General features: G+C 73.1%; 16 protein-coding genes and 1 pseudogene. 10 read left to right on the top strand and 7 right to left on the bottom strand.

The features are described from left to right. The 6 genes and pseudogenes from BN1555_RS12095 to BN1555_RS12070 all read left to right on the top strand — a co-directional run bounded on the left by BN1555_RS12095 (window position 1) and on the right by BN1555_RS12070 (window position 7,178). A complete protein-coding gene (locus BN1555_RS12095; RefSeq protein ID WP_093799398.1) occupies window positions 1–1,347 on the top strand; it encodes an O-antigen ligase family protein in 1,347 nt (448 codons plus the stop codon). 265 nt (window positions 1,348–1,612) lie between these two features. Further along, window positions 1,613–3,196, top strand: a pseudogene (gene murJ / locus BN1555_RS12090) (murein biosynthesis integral membrane protein MurJ); the annotation flags it as partial. Continuing rightward, entirely contained in the window at window positions 3,186–3,968 is a 783-nt protein-coding gene (locus BN1555_RS12085) for a polysaccharide deacetylase family protein (protein WP_093799396.1), read from the top strand. The pseudogene murJ and the gene BN1555_RS12085, both read left to right, overlap by 11 nt. After that, the gene (locus tag BN1555_RS40295; protein ID WP_255306008.1) at window positions 3,965–5,287 is read left to right on the top strand and encodes a glycosyltransferase; all 1,323 of its coding nucleotides are present in this window, start codon (window positions 3,965–3,967) and stop codon (window positions 5,285–5,287) included. Before BN1555_RS12085 ends, BN1555_RS40295 begins: the two co-directional genes overlap by 4 nt. Continuing rightward, entirely contained in the window at window positions 5,284–5,988 is a 705-nt protein-coding gene (locus tag BN1555_RS12075) for a YveK family protein (RefSeq protein WP_093799395.1), read from the top strand. The genes BN1555_RS40295 and BN1555_RS12075 overlap by 4 nt, the downstream gene beginning before the upstream one ends. Then, entirely contained in the window at window positions 5,988–7,178 is a 1,191-nt protein-coding gene (locus tag BN1555_RS12070) for a GNAT family N-acetyltransferase (RefSeq protein ID WP_093799394.1), read from the top strand. The genes BN1555_RS12075 and BN1555_RS12070 overlap by 1 nt, the downstream gene beginning before the upstream one ends. On the opposite strand, the gene BN1555_RS12065 is transcribed toward BN1555_RS12070, so the two are convergent. Both BN1555_RS12065 and BN1555_RS12060 read right to left on the bottom strand, forming a co-directional pair. Next, a complete protein-coding gene (locus BN1555_RS12065) occupies window positions 7,132–8,346 on the bottom strand; it encodes a glycoside hydrolase family 26 protein (RefSeq protein ID WP_093799393.1) in 1,215 nt (404 codons plus the stop codon). The genes BN1555_RS12070 and BN1555_RS12065 overlap by 47 nt on opposite strands. 274 nt (window positions 8,347–8,620) lie before the next feature. Continuing rightward, entirely contained in the window at window positions 8,621–9,904 is a 1,284-nt protein-coding gene (locus BN1555_RS12060) for a cytochrome P450 (protein ID WP_093799392.1), read from the bottom strand. Between the two features lie 212 nt (window positions 9,905–10,116). Between BN1555_RS12060 and BN1555_RS12055 the strand changes: the two genes are divergently transcribed. Beyond that, window positions 10,117–10,653 carry a tyrosinase family oxidase copper chaperone gene (locus BN1555_RS12055; protein WP_093799391.1) on the top strand — a complete coding sequence of 179 codons (537 nt, stop codon included), beginning with the start codon at window positions 10,117–10,119 and terminating at the stop codon, window positions 10,651–10,653. A 19-nt stretch (window positions 10,654–10,672) separates the two neighbouring features. Then, on the top strand, window positions 10,673–11,536 hold the full coding sequence (locus BN1555_RS12050) for a tyrosinase family protein (RefSeq protein WP_093799390.1): 864 nt from the start codon (window positions 10,673–10,675) through the stop codon (window positions 11,534–11,536). Between the two features lie 136 nt (window positions 11,537–11,672). Here the strand turns inward: BN1555_RS12050 and BN1555_RS40290 are convergent, their stop codons facing one another. The 3 genes from BN1555_RS40290 to BN1555_RS12040 all read right to left on the bottom strand — a co-directional run bounded on the left by BN1555_RS40290 (window position 11,673) and on the right by BN1555_RS12040 (window position 14,179). Then, window positions 11,673–11,798 (bottom strand): hypothetical protein, encoded by a 126-nt coding sequence (locus BN1555_RS40290; protein WP_255306007.1) that lies wholly within the window; start codon window positions 11,796–11,798, stop codon window positions 11,673–11,675. A gap of 9 nt (window positions 11,799–11,807) precedes the next feature. Then, on the bottom strand, window positions 11,808–12,794 hold the full coding sequence (locus tag BN1555_RS12045) for a sigma-70 family RNA polymerase sigma factor (protein ID WP_093799389.1): 987 nt from the start codon (window positions 12,792–12,794) through the stop codon (window positions 11,808–11,810). Between the two features lie 104 nt (window positions 12,795–12,898). Next, the gene (locus BN1555_RS12040; protein ID WP_093799388.1) at window positions 12,899–14,179 is read right to left on the bottom strand and encodes an MFS transporter; all 1,281 of its coding nucleotides are present in this window, start codon (window positions 14,177–14,179) and stop codon (window positions 12,899–12,901) included. 62 nt (window positions 14,180–14,241) lie between these two features. On the opposite strand from BN1555_RS12040, the gene BN1555_RS12035 reads away from it, so the two are divergent. Beyond that, window positions 14,242–15,195 (top strand): LysR family transcriptional regulator, encoded by a 954-nt coding sequence (locus tag BN1555_RS12035; RefSeq protein ID WP_093799387.1) that lies wholly within the window; start codon window positions 14,242–14,244, stop codon window positions 15,193–15,195. Between the two features lie 33 nt (window positions 15,196–15,228). On the opposite strand, the gene BN1555_RS12030 is transcribed toward BN1555_RS12035, so the two are convergent. Then, a complete protein-coding gene (locus tag BN1555_RS12030) occupies window positions 15,229–16,329 on the bottom strand; it encodes a calcium:cation antiporter (RefSeq protein ID WP_093799386.1) in 1,101 nt (366 codons plus the stop codon). A 79-nt stretch (window positions 16,330–16,408) separates the two neighbouring features. On the opposite strand from BN1555_RS12030, the gene BN1555_RS12025 reads away from it, so the two are divergent. After that, window positions 16,409–16,684, top strand: a complete 276-nt coding sequence (locus BN1555_RS12025; RefSeq protein WP_093799385.1) for a hypothetical protein — start codon at window positions 16,409–16,411, stop codon at window positions 16,682–16,684. A gap of 19 nt (window positions 16,685–16,703) precedes the next feature. Here BN1555_RS12025 and BN1555_RS12020 read toward each other — a convergent pair whose 3' ends face one another. Then, window positions 16,704–17,486 (bottom strand): alpha/beta hydrolase, encoded by a 783-nt coding sequence (locus tag BN1555_RS12020; RefSeq protein ID WP_093799384.1) that lies wholly within the window; start codon window positions 17,484–17,486, stop codon window positions 16,704–16,706. Between the last annotated feature and the right edge of the window lie 90 nt (window positions 17,487–17,576).

The raw sequence follows: 17,576 nt of genomic DNA, 5'->3' as shown, positions 1-17,576 counted from the left end.
ATGACCGTCCTGTGGACCGCCGCACCGACGCCGCACCCGCGCGTCCAGTGGCGGGAACAACGCTGGTGGCCGGTGCTGCCCCTGATCGCGACCGTGCTCCTCCTGGCCGTCCCGGTCCAGACGGCGGGAGCCGGGACGTCCGCCGACATCACCCCGGCGGACATCGCGTCGTGCGTCCTGGTGGCCTTCGCCCTCGGCCGCGTACTGCGCCTGCGCCGGCGGCCGCTGACACCGGCCGCCGCGCTGGTCCTCGGCATCCCCACGGCCGGCATCGCCGTGGCGACGTTCACCGCCACCGACCCGGCCGCCGCCCTCACCGGGTTCATCCGCTACCTCCAGGTCTTCGTCCTCGTCCCCACCGCGGTGGTCCTCCTGGTCCGCACCCCCCGCAACTTCCGGATCATCACGGGCTCCCTCACCGTCCTCGCCCTCGTCCAGGGCGCCACGGGCGTCCACCAGTACGCCACCGGCACGGGCGCGTCGTACATGGGCGAGGACATCAGGGCCGTGGGCACCTTCGGCCCCACCGACGTCATGGGCATGGCCACGGTGGTCTCGTACGGCCTCCTGGCGGCCCTGGCCCTGGCACTCCGCACGCCTGAGAACGCTCCTCCCTGGCTGCGCCCCACCGCCGTCGCCGCCGCCGCGGCGCTCGTGGTCCCCCTCGCGCTCTCCTTCAGCCGGGGCGCCTGGATCGCCACACTGGCGGCGGCCCTCGTCATGATCCTCCTCACCGGCCTGCGCCAGGCGGTACGCGCCCTGGCCGCCCTGACCGCCGTCTCGGTCGTCCTCGTCGGCGGCTTCGGCATCGGCTCCGAGATGATCTCCCAGCGCCTCACCAGCATCACCGAGGTGACCGAGGCCCCCGACCGGTCGGTCACCGACCGCTACACGATGTGGGCCGCCGCGACGAGCATGTGGGACGACCGGCCCGCCACCGGGGTCGGCCTCAAGGGATTCGCCGTCCACCGGGACGCGCACGCGTCGATCGGCCTGTCCTCCGGCAGCGACACGGCGGGCGCGGGCCAGGAATTCCACAAGCAGGCCCTGCTCTCCCCCCACAACATGTACCTCCTCGTGCTCAGCGAGCAGGGCCTGATCGGCATCACCGCGTTCGTGGGCAGCTGGGCGGCGATCCTGGTGGCCGGAGTACGCAGACTGACTCTCACCCGCGGGAAGAGAAGAGCCACGGACTGCGGTCTGGCCGCGGTGGGCCTGATGACCTGGCAGACCGTCGACTTCCTGTACGCCGACATCGGCGGCCCCTCGACGGTGCTCACCGGAATCGTCCTGGGCCTGGCCGCGTGGTGGGCCCTGGCACAGCCGGCCGAGGCGACTGCCGCATGACCGACACCGACGAGCAGAGCGAGACACCCCAGGCACCCCGCACCCGCACCGCACTGGACGCCCCCACCGCCGCCCCGGTGCCGGGAGGGGCCGGGGCGGGGCGCTCCCCGCAGGGCGTCGAACACCACACGCCCGAACGACCCACCACCCCGAACGTCCGGCGCCCGAGGGGACGCCCCGGCGCGGCACCGGCCCCGAAGCCCCCGGCCCCGGCGCCCCCGGCGCCCCTGCGCCCCGCAGCGGCCGGCACCCCCGTCCCCCGAAGCTGGGGCGCTTCCTCGCGAGGGCCGCGGCGGTCACCGCCGGGCTGACGGCGGCAGGGGCCCTCCTGGGGCTCGTACGGGACCAGGCCATCGCCCACCTCTTCGGCGCGAGCGTGGACAGCGACGCCTTCCTGATCGCCTGGACCGTGCCGGAAATGGCCTCCACGCTCCTGATCGAGGACGCGATGGCGCTCCTCCTGGTCCCCGCCTTCAGCCACGCCCTCGCCCACCGTGCGGCCCGGCGCACCCAGGACCCGGCCCTTTCGTACGACGCCGTCCGGGCACTGGTCCTGGCCACCCTTCCCCGGTTGTCGGCCCTGCTGGCCTGCGTCGCCTGCCTGCTGATCCTGGGGGCGCCCTGGATCGTGCGGATCCTCGCGCCGGGCTTCAGCGACCCCGAACTGGCCGTGGAGTGCACCCGCCTGACGGCCGTGACCGTACTCACCTTCGGCATCACCGGGTACTTCAGCGCCGCCCTGCGCGCGCACCGCAAGTTCCTGCTGCCGGCCGGCGTCTACGTCGCGTACAACCTCGGCATCATCGTCACCACCCTCGCCCTGCACTCGATGTGGGGCGTACGGGCCGCCGCGGCCGGGGTCGCGGTGGGCAGCCTCCTGATGGTCCTGACCCAACTGCCCACCTTCCTCGGGCTGGTGACCGGGTCCCGCTCCCGCACCGGAACCCGTCCCCGCGTCCGCACCGGAGCCCGTACCCGCACCGCCGCCCCCCTCCTCGGCACCGCCGTCCTGGCCCCCGTGGTCCTCTTCGCGGTCGGCCGCCAGTCCCAGGTCCTCGTCGAGCGCTTCCTCGCGTCCTCCCTGCCCGGCGGCGCCATCTCGCACCTGAACTACGCGCAGAAGGTCGCGCAGATGCCAATGGTGCTGTCCCTCATGATCTGCACGGTGACGTACCCGGTCGTGGCCCGCGCCATGGCCGAAGGAGACCACGAGGGAGCCCGCCTCAGGGTCGAACGCGACCTGGCCCTGGCCGCGCTGGTGGTCCTCCTGGGAACAGCGCTCGTCCTCGGCTACGCGCCGCAGATCGTCGAAGTCCTCTTCGAACGCGGCGCGTTCGACGCGCGGGACACCGCGACGACGGCGACCGTCATGCGGGTGTACGCGGCCGGTCTCCTGGGCCACTGCCTCGTCGGCGCCCTGAGCAGGCCGTTCTTCTCCGCGGGCCGCCCCACCTGGTACCCGGCCGCCGCGATGGCGGCCGGCCTCCTGGTCACCACCGCCGTCGGCGCGGTCGCGGCCGGCCGCTTCGGCGTCCACGGCATCGCCGCCGCCAACGCCGTCGGCATCAGCACGACGGCGCTGCTGCTGCTCGGCGGCCTCGGCTCGCGCGTGGTCCCCATCCGGGTACGGGCCGTCAGCGCCTCCTTCGCCCGGCTGGGCGTCGCGGCGGCCGCTGCCGCCGCGACGGGCTGGACGGTCGCACCGATGACGGCCGGCCCCCTGCTGAGCGTGGCCGCCGGCTGCGTGCTCGTCCCCGCCGTATTCGTCCTCACCGGACTCGCAGTGAGAGCTCCGGAAGTCGTTCACCTGCTGGCACTCACCCGACAGAGGTTCCGTCATGGCCGCTGACACGGCGATCCGTAGCGCCGAACGCCCCACACCCCGACCCCACGCGGTCCGCCACTCGGCCGGCCCCTCCCAGCCGTGGATCCTGATGTACCACTCGGTGGGCGATCCGACGGGCGACCCGTACGGCATCACCGTCGCCCGCGACCGGCTCGACCGCCAGCTGGGCTGGCTGCGGCGCCGAAGACTCACCGGCGTCGACGTCGGCACGCTGCTGCGCGCCCACGCGGCCGGCCGCTCCCGGCACCTGGTCGGGCTGACCTTCGACGACGGGTACACCGACTTCCTCCACGAGGCGCTGCCGGTGCTGCGCCGGCACGCGTGCACGGCGACCGTGTTCGTCCTGCCCGGCCGGTGCGGCGGCACCAACGAGTGGGACCCGCTCGGCCCGCGCAAGCGGCTGATGACCGAGGAGGACATCCGGTCGGTCGCGGCGGCGGGCATGCGGATCGGCTCGCACGGCCTGTACCACCAGCGCCTGGCCGGCCTGTCCGACGACGCCCTCCACCAGGAGACGCGCCGCAGCCGGGAACTGCTCCACGAGATCACCGGCACCGCCCCCGAGAGCTTCTGCTACCCGTACGGCATCGTCGACCGCCGGGCCGCCGACGCGGTCCGCGCCGCCGGTTACACGTACGGCCTCGCGATCGACCCCGGCCCACTGCTCGGTCCGTACGCCCTGCCCCGCACGCACATCAGCCACGCCGACCGGAACCTCCGGCTGTGGGTGAAGCGCCTGCGCCACCGTTTCGTGCCGCCCGGGGACGCCCGGTGAAGGCCCTGCACATCATCACCGGACTCGGGGTGGGAGGAGCCGAGCAGCAACTGCGGCTGCTGCTGCGCCACCTGCCCGTGCGCTGCGACGTCGTGACGCTGACCAACCCGGGGGCGGTGGCGGACGGCCTGCGCGCGGACGGCGTCCGGGTCACGCACCTGGGGATGAGGGGCAACCGGGACCTCAAGGCGGTGCCCGCGCTGGTCCGGCTGATCCGGCGGGGGAAGTACGACCTCGTCCACACGCACCTGTACCGCGCCTGCGTCTACGGGCGGGTCGCCGCGCGCCTGGCCGGGGTCACCGCCACCGTCGCCACGGAACACTCGCTGGGGCACGCGGAGATCGAGGGCCGCCCGCTCACCCCGGGCGCCCGCGCGCTGTACCTGGGGACCGAACGCCTCGGCTCGGCCACCGTCGCCGTGTCCGCCACCGTCGCCGGGCGGCTGCGCGACTGGGGCGTACCGGCCGCGCGGATCCACGTCGTACCCAACGGGATCGACGCGGCCCGCTTCCGCTTCGACAGCGCGCGCCGCCTCGCCACCCGCGCGCGGCTGGGCGTCCCCGCCGACGCGTTCGTGGTGGGCGGCGTGGGCAGGCTCGTCCCCGGCAAGCGGTTCGACGTGCTGGTCCGCGCGGTCGCCGCCCTGCCCGGCGCCTGGCTCCTGCTGGCCGGCGACGGCCCTGACGCGGACGCGCTGCGCACCCTCGCCTCCCGGCTGGGGGCCGCCGACCGGATCCGCCTCCTCGGCGAGTGCGACGCCCTCACCGCGGACGGCCCCGCGCCCGGACCCGCCGCCCCGGCCGCCGCGACCTGCGCCGGCGGCGTCCTCACGGCCGAAGCCGCCCCCCACTCCGCCGGTGCGCCCCGCCCCGCGTCCCGCACCACCGCGTCCCGCCCCGCCGGTACGCCGTCCGCCGCCCGTCGCCCCCGTGTGTCCCGCGGCGGCGCCGCCCCCGGCATCCCGGAGCTTCTCTGCGCCATGGACACCTTCGTCTCGGTGTCCCGCGAGGAGGCCTTCGGCCTGGCCGTCGTCGAGGCGCTGGCCGCCGGGCTGCCCGTACTCCACAGCACCTGTCCCGCCATCGACGACCTGCCCGCGGGCCAGTCGCCCGGCGCCCGGCGCATCAGCGGCGACGCCGGCGAGCTGACGGCGGCCCTGCGGCGGCAGATGCAGGGCACGAGGCGCCGGCTGCCGCCGCCCCCGGCCGTCGGCCACTACGACATCGCCCGCAGCAGCACACGCCTCATGGACGTGTACGCGCACGCCCTCACCCTCCCTCCCTCCTCCCCGTCCTCGACCAAGAGAGCACGCCAATGACCGAGTCGCCCGAGCCGCAGCCCGCCGCCCCCGGACGGATCAGCCGGCTCCGCGCCAGGATCACCGACATCGTCGACATCGTCCTGAGCGTCCGGATCCCTCCGCTGCCCGTCTGGTGGCCCCTGCCCGTCTGCGCACTCCTCGGCACGGTGTGCGGAGTCTCCTACGGCGCCCTCAAGACCCCGGAGTACACCGCCACCAGCTATGTCGTCGCCGTTCCCGCCAAGGGCACCGAGCCGGGCGCGGCCCTCGGCTACGCCCAGGCCTACGGCCGGATCACCACCAGCGAGTCCACCCTCGCGTACGCGCGCGTGGCCGCGGGGGTCTCGCCCCGGGCCCTCCGCAGCCAGGTGCGGACCGAGACGTCCCCCGACTCGCCGATGATCGCGATCACCGGCACCGCCACCAAGCCCGCCGTGGCCGCGGACATCGCCAACGCCGTCGCCGACGCCGTCTTCGTCAGCAGCAACCACGTGTCCAAGAACACCGGTGTGAAGCTGCTCGTCTTCTCGCAGGCCATCGCGCCGGCCGAGCCGGCCTCCCCCTCCGCCGGGATCAGCGCGGCCGTCGGCGGGTGCGCGGGCGGGCTCGTCGGCGGGCTGGCCCTCCTCGTACGGCCGCGGCTTCCCCGCCGGGCCGCGTCCGCCCCGGTGCCCGCCCCCGCCGCCGCCCCCGCCAACGCCGAGCGGGAGCTGGTCTGATGGCCGGCGACCGGCGGGGCACCACCGTCACCCTGTGCCGCGACCCCGGGCGGTTCGCCGCGCTGCGGGAGGAGTGGGACGCGCTCCACCGCCGCTGCGCCGCCGCCACGCCGTTCCAGAGCCACGCCTGGCTCCACTCGTGGTGGCTCTCGTACGGGGCGAACGGCCTGCTCCGCGTCGTACTGGCCCGCCGCGGCGGGCGGTTGATCGGCGCGGCGCCGCTGATGCTCGTGCACCGCCCGATGCCGCTGCTCGTGCCCATGGGCGGCGCGATCTCCGACTTCTTCGACGTACTCGTGGACGACGAGGAGGCGAGGAGCGCGATCACCGCACTGGAGCGCGGACTCGACCGCGCCGCCCGCCAGGCCGTGATCGACCTGCGGGAGGTGCGCCCCGGAGCGGCGGCCGAGACGCTGTACGAGTCCTGGACCGGCGCCCGGAGCCGCCTCACGGACTCGACCTGCATGGAACTTCCCGCCGAGCCGATCGACGGCCTGGTCAAGCGGATGCAGAGCAGCCGGGCGCAGCGCGTACGGGCCAAGCTGCGCAAGATCGACGCGCTGGGGATCGAGGCCCGCACCGTGGCGGAGCACGAAGTGCCCGGCGCCGTCGGCCGCCTGCTGAGCCTGCACGAACTCCAGTGGCGGGGCCGCGGGGTGAACGTCGAGCACCTCAGACCGCGCTTCGCGGAGCACCTGGTGCGCGCCACGCGCCGGATGCTGGTGGACGGCGACGCCGCGGTCACGGAGTTCCGGCTGGCCGGCGAGGTGGTGGCCGTGAGCACGACCCTCCAGTCCGGTCTCCTGTCCGGCGGCTACCTGTACGGGGCCGACCCCGGCCTGCGCGACAGGAAGGTGGACGTGGCGACGATGCTGCTGCGCCACGAGGCGCACCTGGCCGCCGGCTCGGGCCGCGGCGTGCTGAGCCTGCTGCGCGGGTCGGAGCCGTACAAGAATCAGTGGCACCCCGAGACGGTCACCAACCAGCGGCTGCTGCTGGCCCGGTCCGGCATGGAGCCCCTGCTGCGGGTGCGCGAGTCGCAGGTGACCATGCGGGACCGGGCCGCCGAGACCGTGAGCACGCGGTTCCCCGCGGCGCGTGACTGGCGCGACCGGCTGAACAGCTGGCGGGCGGACGGCGTCGCTAGAACAACAGCCGGTCCGTCGGCGGAGGCTTCACACAGAACCTGAAGTCCGGCACCCACCGGTTGATCCAGTTGCCCAGCTTCACCGGCGCGCACCAGTTGCCGGAGTTCGGCTCCCGCGGCGCCTCGGCCGGTGCGGGTTTGTCGGGCTTGGTCTCCGGGGGACCCGCCGGAGTGGGCGCCGGGGCCGGCGTGGCCTGCCCCGGCGTCCCGTACAGCTTCGAGCGGAACACCTCCGACGACTGGGGGTTCTCGTCGCACTGCCAGACGCCGTGCGGGCAGTAGTCGGTGATCGTCTGGTAGAGCGGCTTGTGCCGGGCGATCCAGTCGAGCATGCGGCTCATGTACTCGGGGTTGTCGCCGTTGCGGAACAGCCCCCACTCGGGGTACGAGATCGCCTTGTTGTGGGCGGCGGCGAAGTCGACCTGCGCCTGGAGCCCGTACGGCGCCGACACCTGCTCGTCGAACGTCTCGCCGGGAGGCTGGTCGTACGAGTCCATGCCGATGATGTCCACGACGTCGTCGCCGGGGTAGCACTCGGTCCACGGAATGGCGTCCACCCCGCGGTTCGGGGCGAAGTCGAAGCGGAACTTCTGGCCGGGGACGGAACGCATCGTCTTGACGATGCGCTTCCAGTACGCCTTCCAGGCATCGGGGTCGGGCCCACAGCGGTGCGTGTACGTGGTGCCGTTCATCTCCCAGCCGAGAACGATCACGGTGTCCTTCGCGCCCAGGTCCACCAGGCGGTTGGCCAGGGTCCGGTAGTGCTTGTCGTAACTGCCGGCGGCGCCCTCCTGCAGCAGGTCGCGGACCTCGTCGTCGGGGACGCGGTCCTCGTTCCGCTCCAGCATGGGCACGTTGAGCACGAACATCCGGTCGTCCGCACCGCGCCGCCACTCGGCCCAGGGGCGCAGGAACTCGGGACGGCCCTCGATGTTCGACCAGAGATCGCCCGGCAGATAGGTGTGCCCGACCTTCAGTTCCGCACCGCCCAGCCACTTCGACAGCTCGGCCATGCGCTCCACGCCGTCGGGCCCGTAGTGGAGGTACGCGCCGCTGGCGGTCGGGCGGTTCTCCGGCGTGGCGGGGGCGGGAACAGGAGGATCGGCGGGTGCTCTGTCCGCCGCCTCCGCTCCGAAAACACCACTGGCGACGACGAGACTTATGGCAACCGTCCCGATGCAGGTGCCAGTGAGACGGCGCCGCTTTGACATGACTCCTCCTGGTAACTGTCGCTCATACCGATATGAACGACAGTAAGCAGAAAGTCTTATTAATGAGCTGCCCGCACGCCCGTCAGTGGGCCATTGGTGACAGGGCCGCCCCGAAACGCAGCCACTCGGCTGAAATGCGCGACGCCGGCACGAGGGCGACGCGACACCTGCGCGACACCGTGCGGTCCGAGGCCGGCCGGACCTCGGACCGCACGGTGCCACGGGCGGTTCTGCGAGCGGTTCTACGGGCGGAGAGGCCCCGCACCGGGCCGGATCAGGACACGTCGAAAGCGAAAGGCAGGGCCCGGACGCGGTTGTCGAAGTTCGAGTCGACCAGATCCGGGATTCCCACCGCCCTCAGATCGCGCGGCCTGGTGAGCAGTTCATGGAAAAGGGCTTTCATCTCCTGGCGCGCCAGATGCGCCCCCAGGCAGTAATGAGGCCCACCGCCCCCGTATCCCAGATGGGGATTCGGGTCCCGCGTGATGTCGAAGACATCGGGATTCGTGAACACCGCTTCGTCGCGATTGGCCGAGGCGTAGAAGAGCACCACCTTTTCTCCGGGGAGGAACTCGCGTCCCCCCAGGACGCATTCGGTCGTGACCGTCCGGCGGAACTGGATGATCGGCGTCGAGTGACGGACGATCTCGTCCACCGCCCCGTCGGCGTACCGGTCGAAGTCGGACATCAGCAGAGCGCGCTGGTCCGGGTGGTCGGTCAGGAGCGCCAGCCCGTGGGCGATCGCGTTGCGCGTGGTCTCCACCCCGGCGACGAGCAGCAGGGAGAAGAAGGCGCCGAGCTGGCGGGAGGAGAGCGCCTGCCCGTCGATGTCCGCGCACACCAGAGCCGAGATGAGATCGCCGGTGGGGTGGCGGCGGCGCTCACGGGCGAGTTTCGCCATGACGAGCTGCAGGTGCGCCAGGGCGCGCAGCCCCCGTCCGGGCACCCGCAGCCTGGCGCGAACGCCGCGGTTCACGCCGACGTTCTCGGACGCGTGGTTGACGCGGTCGGCGATCTCCGGGCGGTAGCGCTCCGGGATCCCCATCAGGTTGCAGATGACCTCGAACGGCATGCGGGAGGCGACCGAGGGGACAAAGTCGCGCGGCTGCCCGGCGATCATCTCGTCCACCACGCGTCTGGCGACCTCGTGGATGTCCTCCTCCGCCGTGGCGAGCAGGCGCGGCGTGAAGGCGCGGGAGACGATCTTGCGCATCGTGGCGTGCTCGGGACCGTCCATGTTGACCATGGAGTTCCCGAACACGGCCTTCGCCCACGCGGCCGGCTCCGGAGTGGTGACGCCCGGAGCGCTCGCGAACTGGCGGGGCTGCCGGCTCGCCTCCGTCACGTCCGCGTGCTTCACCAGCGCGTAGAAGCCTCTGCCGCCCTTGCGGGGGTTGCCCGCACCCTCTCCGAAACGCACCGGGGCGTCGAGCCCGCGCAGCAGCGCGAAGGCCTTCAGCCGCTCGGAGCGCGGCAGCTGCCAGAACGACGGATCGGCGAGGTCGGCGTTCTGCTCCCGCAGCATGTGCTGCGTGGACTCCTGCGTCGGGATTTTCATCTCACACCCTTCTGGAGCGCGGGCGGTCGTGCCGACCCGGGCCGGTTGCTGCGGACAGGTGAACTTTGCCCTGATATGGGCTTCCAGCCCGTTCTTGTGCGGAAGCGGCGTGTCTGCCAAGCGAGAACCGATTCGCCGCCGGGTCGTTATCAACGAAGGAGCACGCGCACACCGCGGGAGCGGACCGACACGAAGGACGAGAGGTGCCCGGCATGGGACTGATCACGCGCAGGACCGCGGCGACCGTGCGAGCGGGTTCCCTGACGCGCCGTGTCCTGCTGCGCACCGCCTTCGCGGCGGGTGTGATCGCGGGCACGGCGGGGGCGCTCGCCCCGGTCCTCGCCAGGAGGCCGGGGGCCGGAACCCTCCCGGCCCGGGCGGAGGGCCCGGCGGACCGCCCGGTGAAGGGCCGGGCGAAGGGCCCGGCCCCCGCACCGGAGCGGTTCACCGAGACCTACCGGGGCCGGCACATCCAGGGGAAGGCCGGCGGCCCGGCGCCCGTGCGGCGGGCCGCCGGGGCCGCCCACCCGGGACACACCGGCGGCGCCACGGCCGTCATGGCCCTCCCGGACGACGTCGAGGTACGCATCGACGGCCGGCCGCTGCACATCATGCGGCGCGCCGACGGCAGCTACCTGAGCGTGGTCAACCACTACGAGTCGTTCCCGACGCTGCTCGCCGCGGCCCGTGCCGCGGTCGACGAGCTGGGCGACGCCCAGTTGTCGGTGTCCCCCACGCACAGCCTCTGACCCGGGAGGGCCAACAGCGGTGTACACCCGAAAGAACCAGCGAGATCTCACCCGTACGGATAAGAAGCGCCTGGTCAACGCCTTCCTGGAGCTCAAGCGCTCAGGTCGGTACGACGAGTTCGTGGACCTGCACGGCCGGTTCTACGTCTCCGACGGCGAGGACGGGCCGCGTCCCAGCCATATGAGCCCCTCCTTCCTCCCGTGGCACCGCCGGTTCCTCCTGGAGTTCGAACGCGCCCTGCGGGCCGTCGACCCGGGAGTGTCGATCCCGTACTGGGACTGGACGAAGGACAACACCCCCGCCGCGTCGCTGTGGGCGGAGGACTTCCTCGGGGGCGACGGCCGGTCCGGCGACTGGCAGGTGATGACGGGGCCGTTCGCCTACGCCAACGGGAACTGGACCATCAAGGCAGGGATCGGCGAGAGGAACTTCCTCACCCGCAACCTGGGCCGCCCCTCCGCCCCGGTCTCACTGCCCACCCGGCAGGACGTGGACCACGCGCTGCGCGACCCGCTCTACGACGCGGCGCCGTGGGACTCCACCGCGACCGGCGGCTTCCGGAACAAGCTGGAGGGGTGGGGAGTCAAAGGGTCGGCCACCAGGACGCACAACCACAACCGGGTCCACCGCTGGGTCGGCGGCCTGATGATGAGCGGCTCCTCGCCCAACGATCCGGTCTTCTGGCTGCACCACGCCTTCCTGGACCTGCTCTGGGACCGCTGGCAGAAGGCGCACCCCGGCTCCGGCTACCTGCCGCGCGAGAAACTGCCCGCGTCCGATCCGCAGCACGGGCGGGTCGTCAGCCTCCACGAACCGATGCCGCCGTGGAGCGCGACGCCCGCGCAGCTCCTCGACCACTCACGCGTCTACCGCTACGCCTAGCGGGCACCCGGCCGCCCTGGTCCGCCACCTTGACCGCGCAGAAGGTGGCGGTGGGGGTGGCGGACTCCGCTCCGTCGTCCGCCCGCGGCTCCGGGCAGCCCCCGCCTGGAGCCGCGGGCGGCGGGACCGCCGACGGTCACGGGCCCTGCGGCGCGACCCGGCCGGTCGGGGCACCGACCTCCCCCGGCTCGTCGAGCAGCACCGTCAGCCCGTACCCCGCCACCACCAGCACCGCCCGGGCGAGCACCAGGAAGGTGCGCACTTCCGGCTCCTACTCCTTCTCGAGACGCGCCGGAAGGTCGAAGAGCGGGAACCACCGCTTCGTGTCCAGGAAGGACGTGATCCCGCTGACCTTCCCGTCCACGATCTCGATGACCATGAGCGCCCACGGGTCGAAGCTGCCGTCGACCGACTGGCTCGGGTGGTAGTGGGCGAAGGCCGGCGTGCCGTTGGCCACGACCGGCACCAGCCTGGAGCCCCGGCAGACCTCGCCGACGCCCAGCATCCAGCCGACGATGTCGTCGTGGCCCTGGAGCCACAGGTCGTACGGCGGCATGGACAGCGTCGCGTCCTCGTGGAGCAGCGCGGTCAGGGCGGCCATGTCGTACCCCTCGAAGGCCGCGACGTACCGCTCCAGCAGTTTCCGCTGCTCCTCGTCCAGCGGGGCGGCCGTGTCCGTCTCCTGCGAGCCGCGCTCGGCGATCGTCGCGCGGGCCCGCTGGAGCGCGCTGTTGACCGAGGCGACCGAGGTCTCCAGCAGCTCCGCGACCTCGCTCGCCTTCCAGGCCAGCACCTCGCGCAGGATCAGCACCGCCCGCTGCTTCGGCGGCAGGTGCTGGAGCGCGGCGACGAACGCGAGGCGCACGCTCTCGCGCGACACGGCCGTCTCCGCCGGGTCGGCCACCGAGGGCAGCACCCGCCCGTCCGGCACCGGCTCCAGCCAGGTGATCTCGGGCCGGGCGTTGAGCGCGGCCTGGGCCACCGGCGTCGCGGCGGTGAGGTCCATCGGGCGGGCCCTGCGGTTGCCCGCGTTGAGCATGTCGAGGCATACGTTCGTCGCGATGCGGTAGAGCCACGAGCGCAGCGACGAGCGCCCCTCGAACTTGTCGAAGCTCCGCCACGCCCGGACCATCGTGTCCTGCACGGCGTCGTCCGCCTCGAAGGCGGATCCCAGCATCCGGTAGCAGTAACCGGTCAGCTCGGTCCGGTGCTTCTCCAGCCGGGAATCCAGGTCCTGCGTCGTCACGACATCGCTCATCGGGTCCACCCCACTCGCCGCCTATGGCACCAGCACTTCGGAAGTTACCGGACGCCACTGACAATCAGGGACGGGCCGCGAAAACCGGTACGGCCGAACGGACTTCAGGCCCGCGCCGCCACGAGCTGCCGCTGCTCGACCCGGGCCACCCGGCTCCCGTACAGCGTGATCGACACGACGCCGCCCACCGCGACCAGGCCGAGGAGCACCGTGCCCGCCCAGCCCCCGGCGTGGAAGGCGACCGCGCCGAGCGTGCCGCCCGCGCTGCTGCCCAGGTAGTACGCCGACTGGTAGAGCGCGGACGCCTGCGCGCGCCCGGTCTTGGCCGTACGGCTCACCGAGGACGACGCCACCGCGTGTCCCGCGAAGAACCCGGCGGTGATCAGCACCAGGCCCGCCAGCACGGCGCCCAGCGCGTCGGCCACCGAGAGCAGCAGACCGGCCGCGGTCGTCGAGACCGCCAGGTACAGCGCGCCCCGGCGGCCCATGCGGGCGACCAGCTTCCCGGCCGCCGCGGAGGAGGCCGTACCGACCAGGTAGACCAGGAAGACCGAGCCGATGACGCCCTGCGGGAGGCTGAAGGGAGCCTCGGCCAGCCGGTAGCCGATCACCGTGTAGACGGCGCCGAAGACCGTCATGAAGAGGGCGCCGATCGCGTACAGCCGCAGCAGCAGCGGGTCGGCCAGATGACCGCGGACGGTCTTCGCCAGCGCCCCGGGCCTGAGCGAGCCGGGCGTGAAGTGGCGGGCCTTCGGCAGCATCAGCCGGAACACCACCGCGCACACCACGGCCAGCAGGCCGACCGCGGCGAGCGCCGCACGCCACCCCCACAGCTGGGCCGCCCAGCCGGTGACGATGCGGCCGCTCATGCCACCGATCGAGTTACCGGCGACGAACAGCCCGATCGCGGCGACCAGCGCCTTCGGCCGTACCTCCTCCGCGAGACAGGCCATCGCGGAGGCGGGCAGACCGGCGAGCGCGGCGCCCTGCACGGCGCGCAGCGCCACCAGCCACTCCAGCGAGGGTGCGAACGGCACCAGCACCCCGACCACGACGGCGACCGCCAGCGAGACCGTCATCATCCGGCTGCGCCCGAAGCGCTCGGAGAGCGCGCTCAGCGGCAGTACGAAGAGGGCCAGCGCGCCCGTGGCGGCCGAGACCGTCCAGCTGGCGGCGCTCGCGCTCACGCCGAAGTCGGCGGAGATCAGCGGCAGCAGCGCCTGGGTGGAGTAGAGGAGGGCGAAGGCCGCCATCCCGGCGGCGAAGAGCGCGAAGCTCATGCGGCGGTAGCCGGGGGAGGAGGGAGCGAGACGGGAGTCGGTGTCGGCGACAACGGCGTCGGCGTCCACACGGGTGGCGGACGCCTTGGTACTTGCAGGAGGCATACAGGGAACGTAGACACAGCAAGTTCATGCGTCCAATGCACAAACCCGAGATAATCAATCCCATGCTGCATAACCAGAGCTCACGGCCCCGCCTGTCACCCAACAGTTACGAAGAAGACATCCAGCAGGTACTCGCGCCGCGCCTCGCCCACTTCGCGGCCGTCGCCCGCCACGAGCACGTGACCCGCGCCGCCCACGAGTTGGCCGTCCCCCAGTCGACCCTCTCGCGCGCCATGGTCAGACTGGAGGAGGACCTCGGCGTAGCCCTGTTCGCCCGCAAGGGCCGCACGGTCTCCCTCACCCCCGCCGGCCGCACCTTCCTCACCACCGTCGAGCGCGCGCTGGCCGAGGTCGAGCGGGCCGCGGACTCGGTACGGGCCGACGCCGACCCCGCGACCGGCAAGGTCGCCTTCGGCTTCCTGCACACCATGGGCTCCGAGACCGTCCCCGCCCTGCTCCGCGCCTTCCGGGCGGACCACCCGCGGGTCCGCTTCCAGCTCGTCCAGAACTACGGCGAAGCCATGATCGAGCGGCTGCGCGCCGGCGACCTCGACCTCTGCCTGACCTCGCCCGTCCCCGACGCCCCCGACCTGGTCGCCCGCCGCCTCGACGAGCAGCGGCTGCGTCTGGTCGTCCCCGACGACCACCGCCTGGCCATGCGCAAACGGGTGCGCCTCGCGGAGGCGGCCGACGAGGCGTTCGTGACCCTCGAACCCGGCTACGGGCTGCGCCGCATCACCGACGACCTGTGCGCCGAGGCGGGCTTCAAGCCGCGCGTCGCGTTCGAGGGCGAGGAGGCGGAGACCCTGCGCGGCCTGGTGGCGGCCGGCCTGGGCGTCGCGCTGCTGCCGCCGCCCGCGGTGGCCCGCCCCGGCGTCAGGGAGCTGACCGTGACGGCCCCGCGCGCCGTACGCGAGATCGGCGTCGCATGGCTGGACGGCCACCCGGACACGCCCCCGGTGGCGGCCTTCAAGCGCTTCCTGCTGTCCCGCAGGGGCCACCTGCTGCCGGAGTGAGCCCGGAGTGGGCAGGGCCCGGCGGAGTACGGGTCACGGGCTGACGGCGAGCACCAGGTAGGCCGCCAGCAGCGACAGGTGCACGCCGCCCGTGAGGGGGGTGGCGCGCCCCGGCACGATGGTCAGCGTGCCGACGGCCACGGTGAGCACGAGCAGCACCATGTGGGTGGCGTCGAGCCCCAGCAGCAGCGGCCCCGCCATCCAGACGGACGCGGCGGCGACCACCGGAATGGTCAGGCCGATGCTGGCCATGGCCGACCCCAGCGCCAGGTTCAGGCTGGTCTGCACCCGGTCGCGCCGGGCGGCCCGCACGGCGGCGATCGACTCCGGCGCCAGCACGAGCAGCGCGATCACGACACCCACCACCGAGGCGGGCAGCCCGGCCGCCGCCACCCCCGCCTCGATCGTCGGGGACACCCCCTTCGCCAGTCCGACCACCGCGACCAGCGACACGGCCAGCAGCCCGAGACTGATCAGCGCGACCCGCCGCGTCGGGGGATCGGCGTGGTCCTCTACGTCGATCACCTGGCCCTGGGTGGTGACGGGCAGGAAGTAGTCCCGGTGCCGCCAGGTCTGCGTCATCACGAACAGCCCGTAGAGCAGTACGGCCGCGAACGCCGCGAAGACGAGCTGGGCCGGGCTGAACTCGGGACCGGGAGCGCTGGTGGTGAACGTCGGCAGCGCCAGGCTCAGCCCCGCCAGCGTCGTGACGGTCGCGAACGCCGCGCCCGTCCCCTCCGCGTTGAACACCGCCACCTTGCGTTTGAGCGAACCGACGAGGAGGGACACCCCGACGATGCCGTTGCAGGTGATCATCACGGCCGCGAAGACGGTGTCCCTGGCCAGCGAGCTGTTCTTGTCGCCCCCGCCGGCCATGAGCGTGACGATCAGGGCGACTTCGATGACCGTCACGGCCACGGCCAGGACGAGTGAGCCGAACGGCTCACCCACCCGGTGGGCCACCACCTCGGCGTGGTGGACGGCCGCGAGCACCGAACCGGCCAGGAAACACGCCAGCAGCGCCACCACGAATCCCGGCAGGGACCGCCCCCAGGTGAAGACCAGCAGCACGACGGCCAGCACGGGCACGGTCGTCGGCCAGTGCGCCGCGCGGGCGCGGACCATACGCATCATGCCTTCGACCCTGACAGAGCCTCCTGCGGGGCGCGCGTCGTACGGCGGGCGGGACGCTAGCGGCGCTAGCGTCGAAGCCATGCCTACTCCTCCCACTCGGCCCCCCGCCCGCTACACGGTGGAGATCAAGCCCCGGACGGCCGACGCCGACGGCCACCCCGACCACGGATCCACGCTGCGCACGGCGGTCGTGGAGGCGACGGGCGAGACGAGCGTGTCGGGTTACCCCCATTACGAGGGCGACGGCGTGGCGGCCGACATCGATCCCCGCACGCGCGCGGTGGAGGCGATCACGCTGGACGGCGGCGAGCTTCCGTACGGCTGGACCGCCGAGGTCTCACCGCCGGAAGCGTGAGCGGCGCCCCGCCCGCCGCCTACCGCCGCAGCGACTGCCCGAAGCCGGAGGCGAGCGGCATCCGCAGTCCCAGCGGCGGCGGCGCGGCGAAGGCGTCGGCCACCGGCCGGGCGTACCCGCGGCCGAAGAGCGTGCCCAGGACGAAGTCGGCCGCCAGCGCCAGCACTTCCGGGCGGTGCTGGCGCAGCGCGTGGCCGTCCGAGTGGACCTCGAAGCGGCAGATGTCGCGGTTCGCCTTCTTGGCCCGCTCGGCCAGCCGGTACGACAGCTCGGGATCGGTACGTTCGTCGTTCGTGCCGTGCACGATCAGCACATGACGCCCGGCCAGCTGCTTCACCGGCTCCTCGGCCGCCGCGACGTCGTCGTCCGGCAGCCAGGGCGCGATCGCGAGCACGGAGGTGACGGCCGCGTGGTCCGCGGCGTGCAGCGCGGCGCGCCCGCCCATGTCGATCCCCGCGAGGCACACCGGTACGTCGCCGTAGCGCCGTACGACCTCGTCCACCGCCCACCGCGCGTCGGCCGCGAGCCGCGCGTCCGCGCCGTTCCAGCCGCGGCCCCGGTAGCGCACGACATGGGCCACGAGCCCTTCGCCCCGCCCCGCTCCGGCCAGGGTCCGCGCCAGCGGCCGCACACCGGCGTGCGCCAGCGGGGACGGCCGGCGCGCCGACACCGGCTCGCCGGCCGGAAGCAGCAGTACGACGCCGTTGACGCACACCGAGCGGTCGCCGCCCCCGGCCGCCGCGACCGCTCCGAGCGCCCGGCCCAACCGGGCCCCGGAAACCGGGTTTGCTTGCTGTGCCATGACAGAACAGTCTCAGAAGCGCAGGTGTACTCCACCCGTACGCAGGGTCACTGTTACGTATCGACAGGCGCGATCTACGCGCGTAGGCGC

Source organism: Streptomyces sp. Wb2n-11, assembly GCF_001049855.1.
In the GTDB taxonomy this organism is placed as follows: Bacteria; Actinomycetota; Actinomycetes; order Streptomycetales; family Streptomycetaceae; genus Streptomyces; species Streptomyces altiplanensis.
This window is presented reverse-complemented; position numbering and strand designations above follow the sequence as displayed.

Bases quoted from the DNA above. Each gene is read 5' to 3' on its own strand.
- BN1555_RS12025 (WP_093799385.1), top strand. From the start codon at position 16,409: ATGCCTACTCCTCCCACTCGGCCCCCCGCCCGCTACACGGTGGAGATC.
- BN1555_RS12055 (WP_093799391.1), top strand. From the start codon at position 10,117: ATGGGACTGATCACGCGCAGGACCGCGGCGACCGTGCGAGCGGGTTCC.
- BN1555_RS12045 (WP_093799389.1), bottom strand. From the start codon at position 12,794: ATGAGCGATGTCGTGACGACGCAGGACCTGGATTCCCGGCTGGAGAAG.
- BN1555_RS12065 (WP_093799393.1), bottom strand. From the start codon at position 8,346: ATGTCAAAGCGGCGCCGTCTCACTGGCACCTGCATCGGGACGGTTGCC.
- BN1555_RS12070 (WP_093799394.1), top strand. From the start codon at position 5,988: ATGGCCGGCGACCGGCGGGGCACCACCGTCACCCTGTGCCGCGACCCC.
- BN1555_RS12060 (WP_093799392.1), bottom strand. From the start codon at position 9,904: ATGAAAATCCCGACGCAGGAGTCCACGCAGCACATGCTGCGGGAGCAG.
- BN1555_RS12085 (WP_093799396.1), top strand. From the start codon at position 3,186: ATGGCCGCTGACACGGCGATCCGTAGCGCCGAACGCCCCACACCCCGA.
- BN1555_RS12030 (WP_093799386.1), bottom strand. From the start codon at position 16,329: ATGATGCGTATGGTCCGCGCCCGCGCGGCGCACTGGCCGACGACCGTG.
- BN1555_RS12035 (WP_093799387.1), top strand. From the start codon at position 14,242: ATGCTGCATAACCAGAGCTCACGGCCCCGCCTGTCACCCAACAGTTAC.
- BN1555_RS12020 (WP_093799384.1), bottom strand. From the start codon at position 17,486: ATGGCACAGCAAGCAAACCCGGTTTCCGGGGCCCGGTTGGGCCGGGCG.
- BN1555_RS12095 (WP_093799398.1), top strand. From the start codon at position 1: ATGACCGTCCTGTGGACCGCCGCACCGACGCCGCACCCGCGCGTCCAG.
- BN1555_RS12075 (WP_093799395.1), top strand. From the start codon at position 5,284: ATGACCGAGTCGCCCGAGCCGCAGCCCGCCGCCCCCGGACGGATCAGC.
- BN1555_RS12040 (WP_093799388.1), bottom strand. From the start codon at position 14,179: ATGCCTCCTGCAAGTACCAAGGCGTCCGCCACCCGTGTGGACGCCGAC.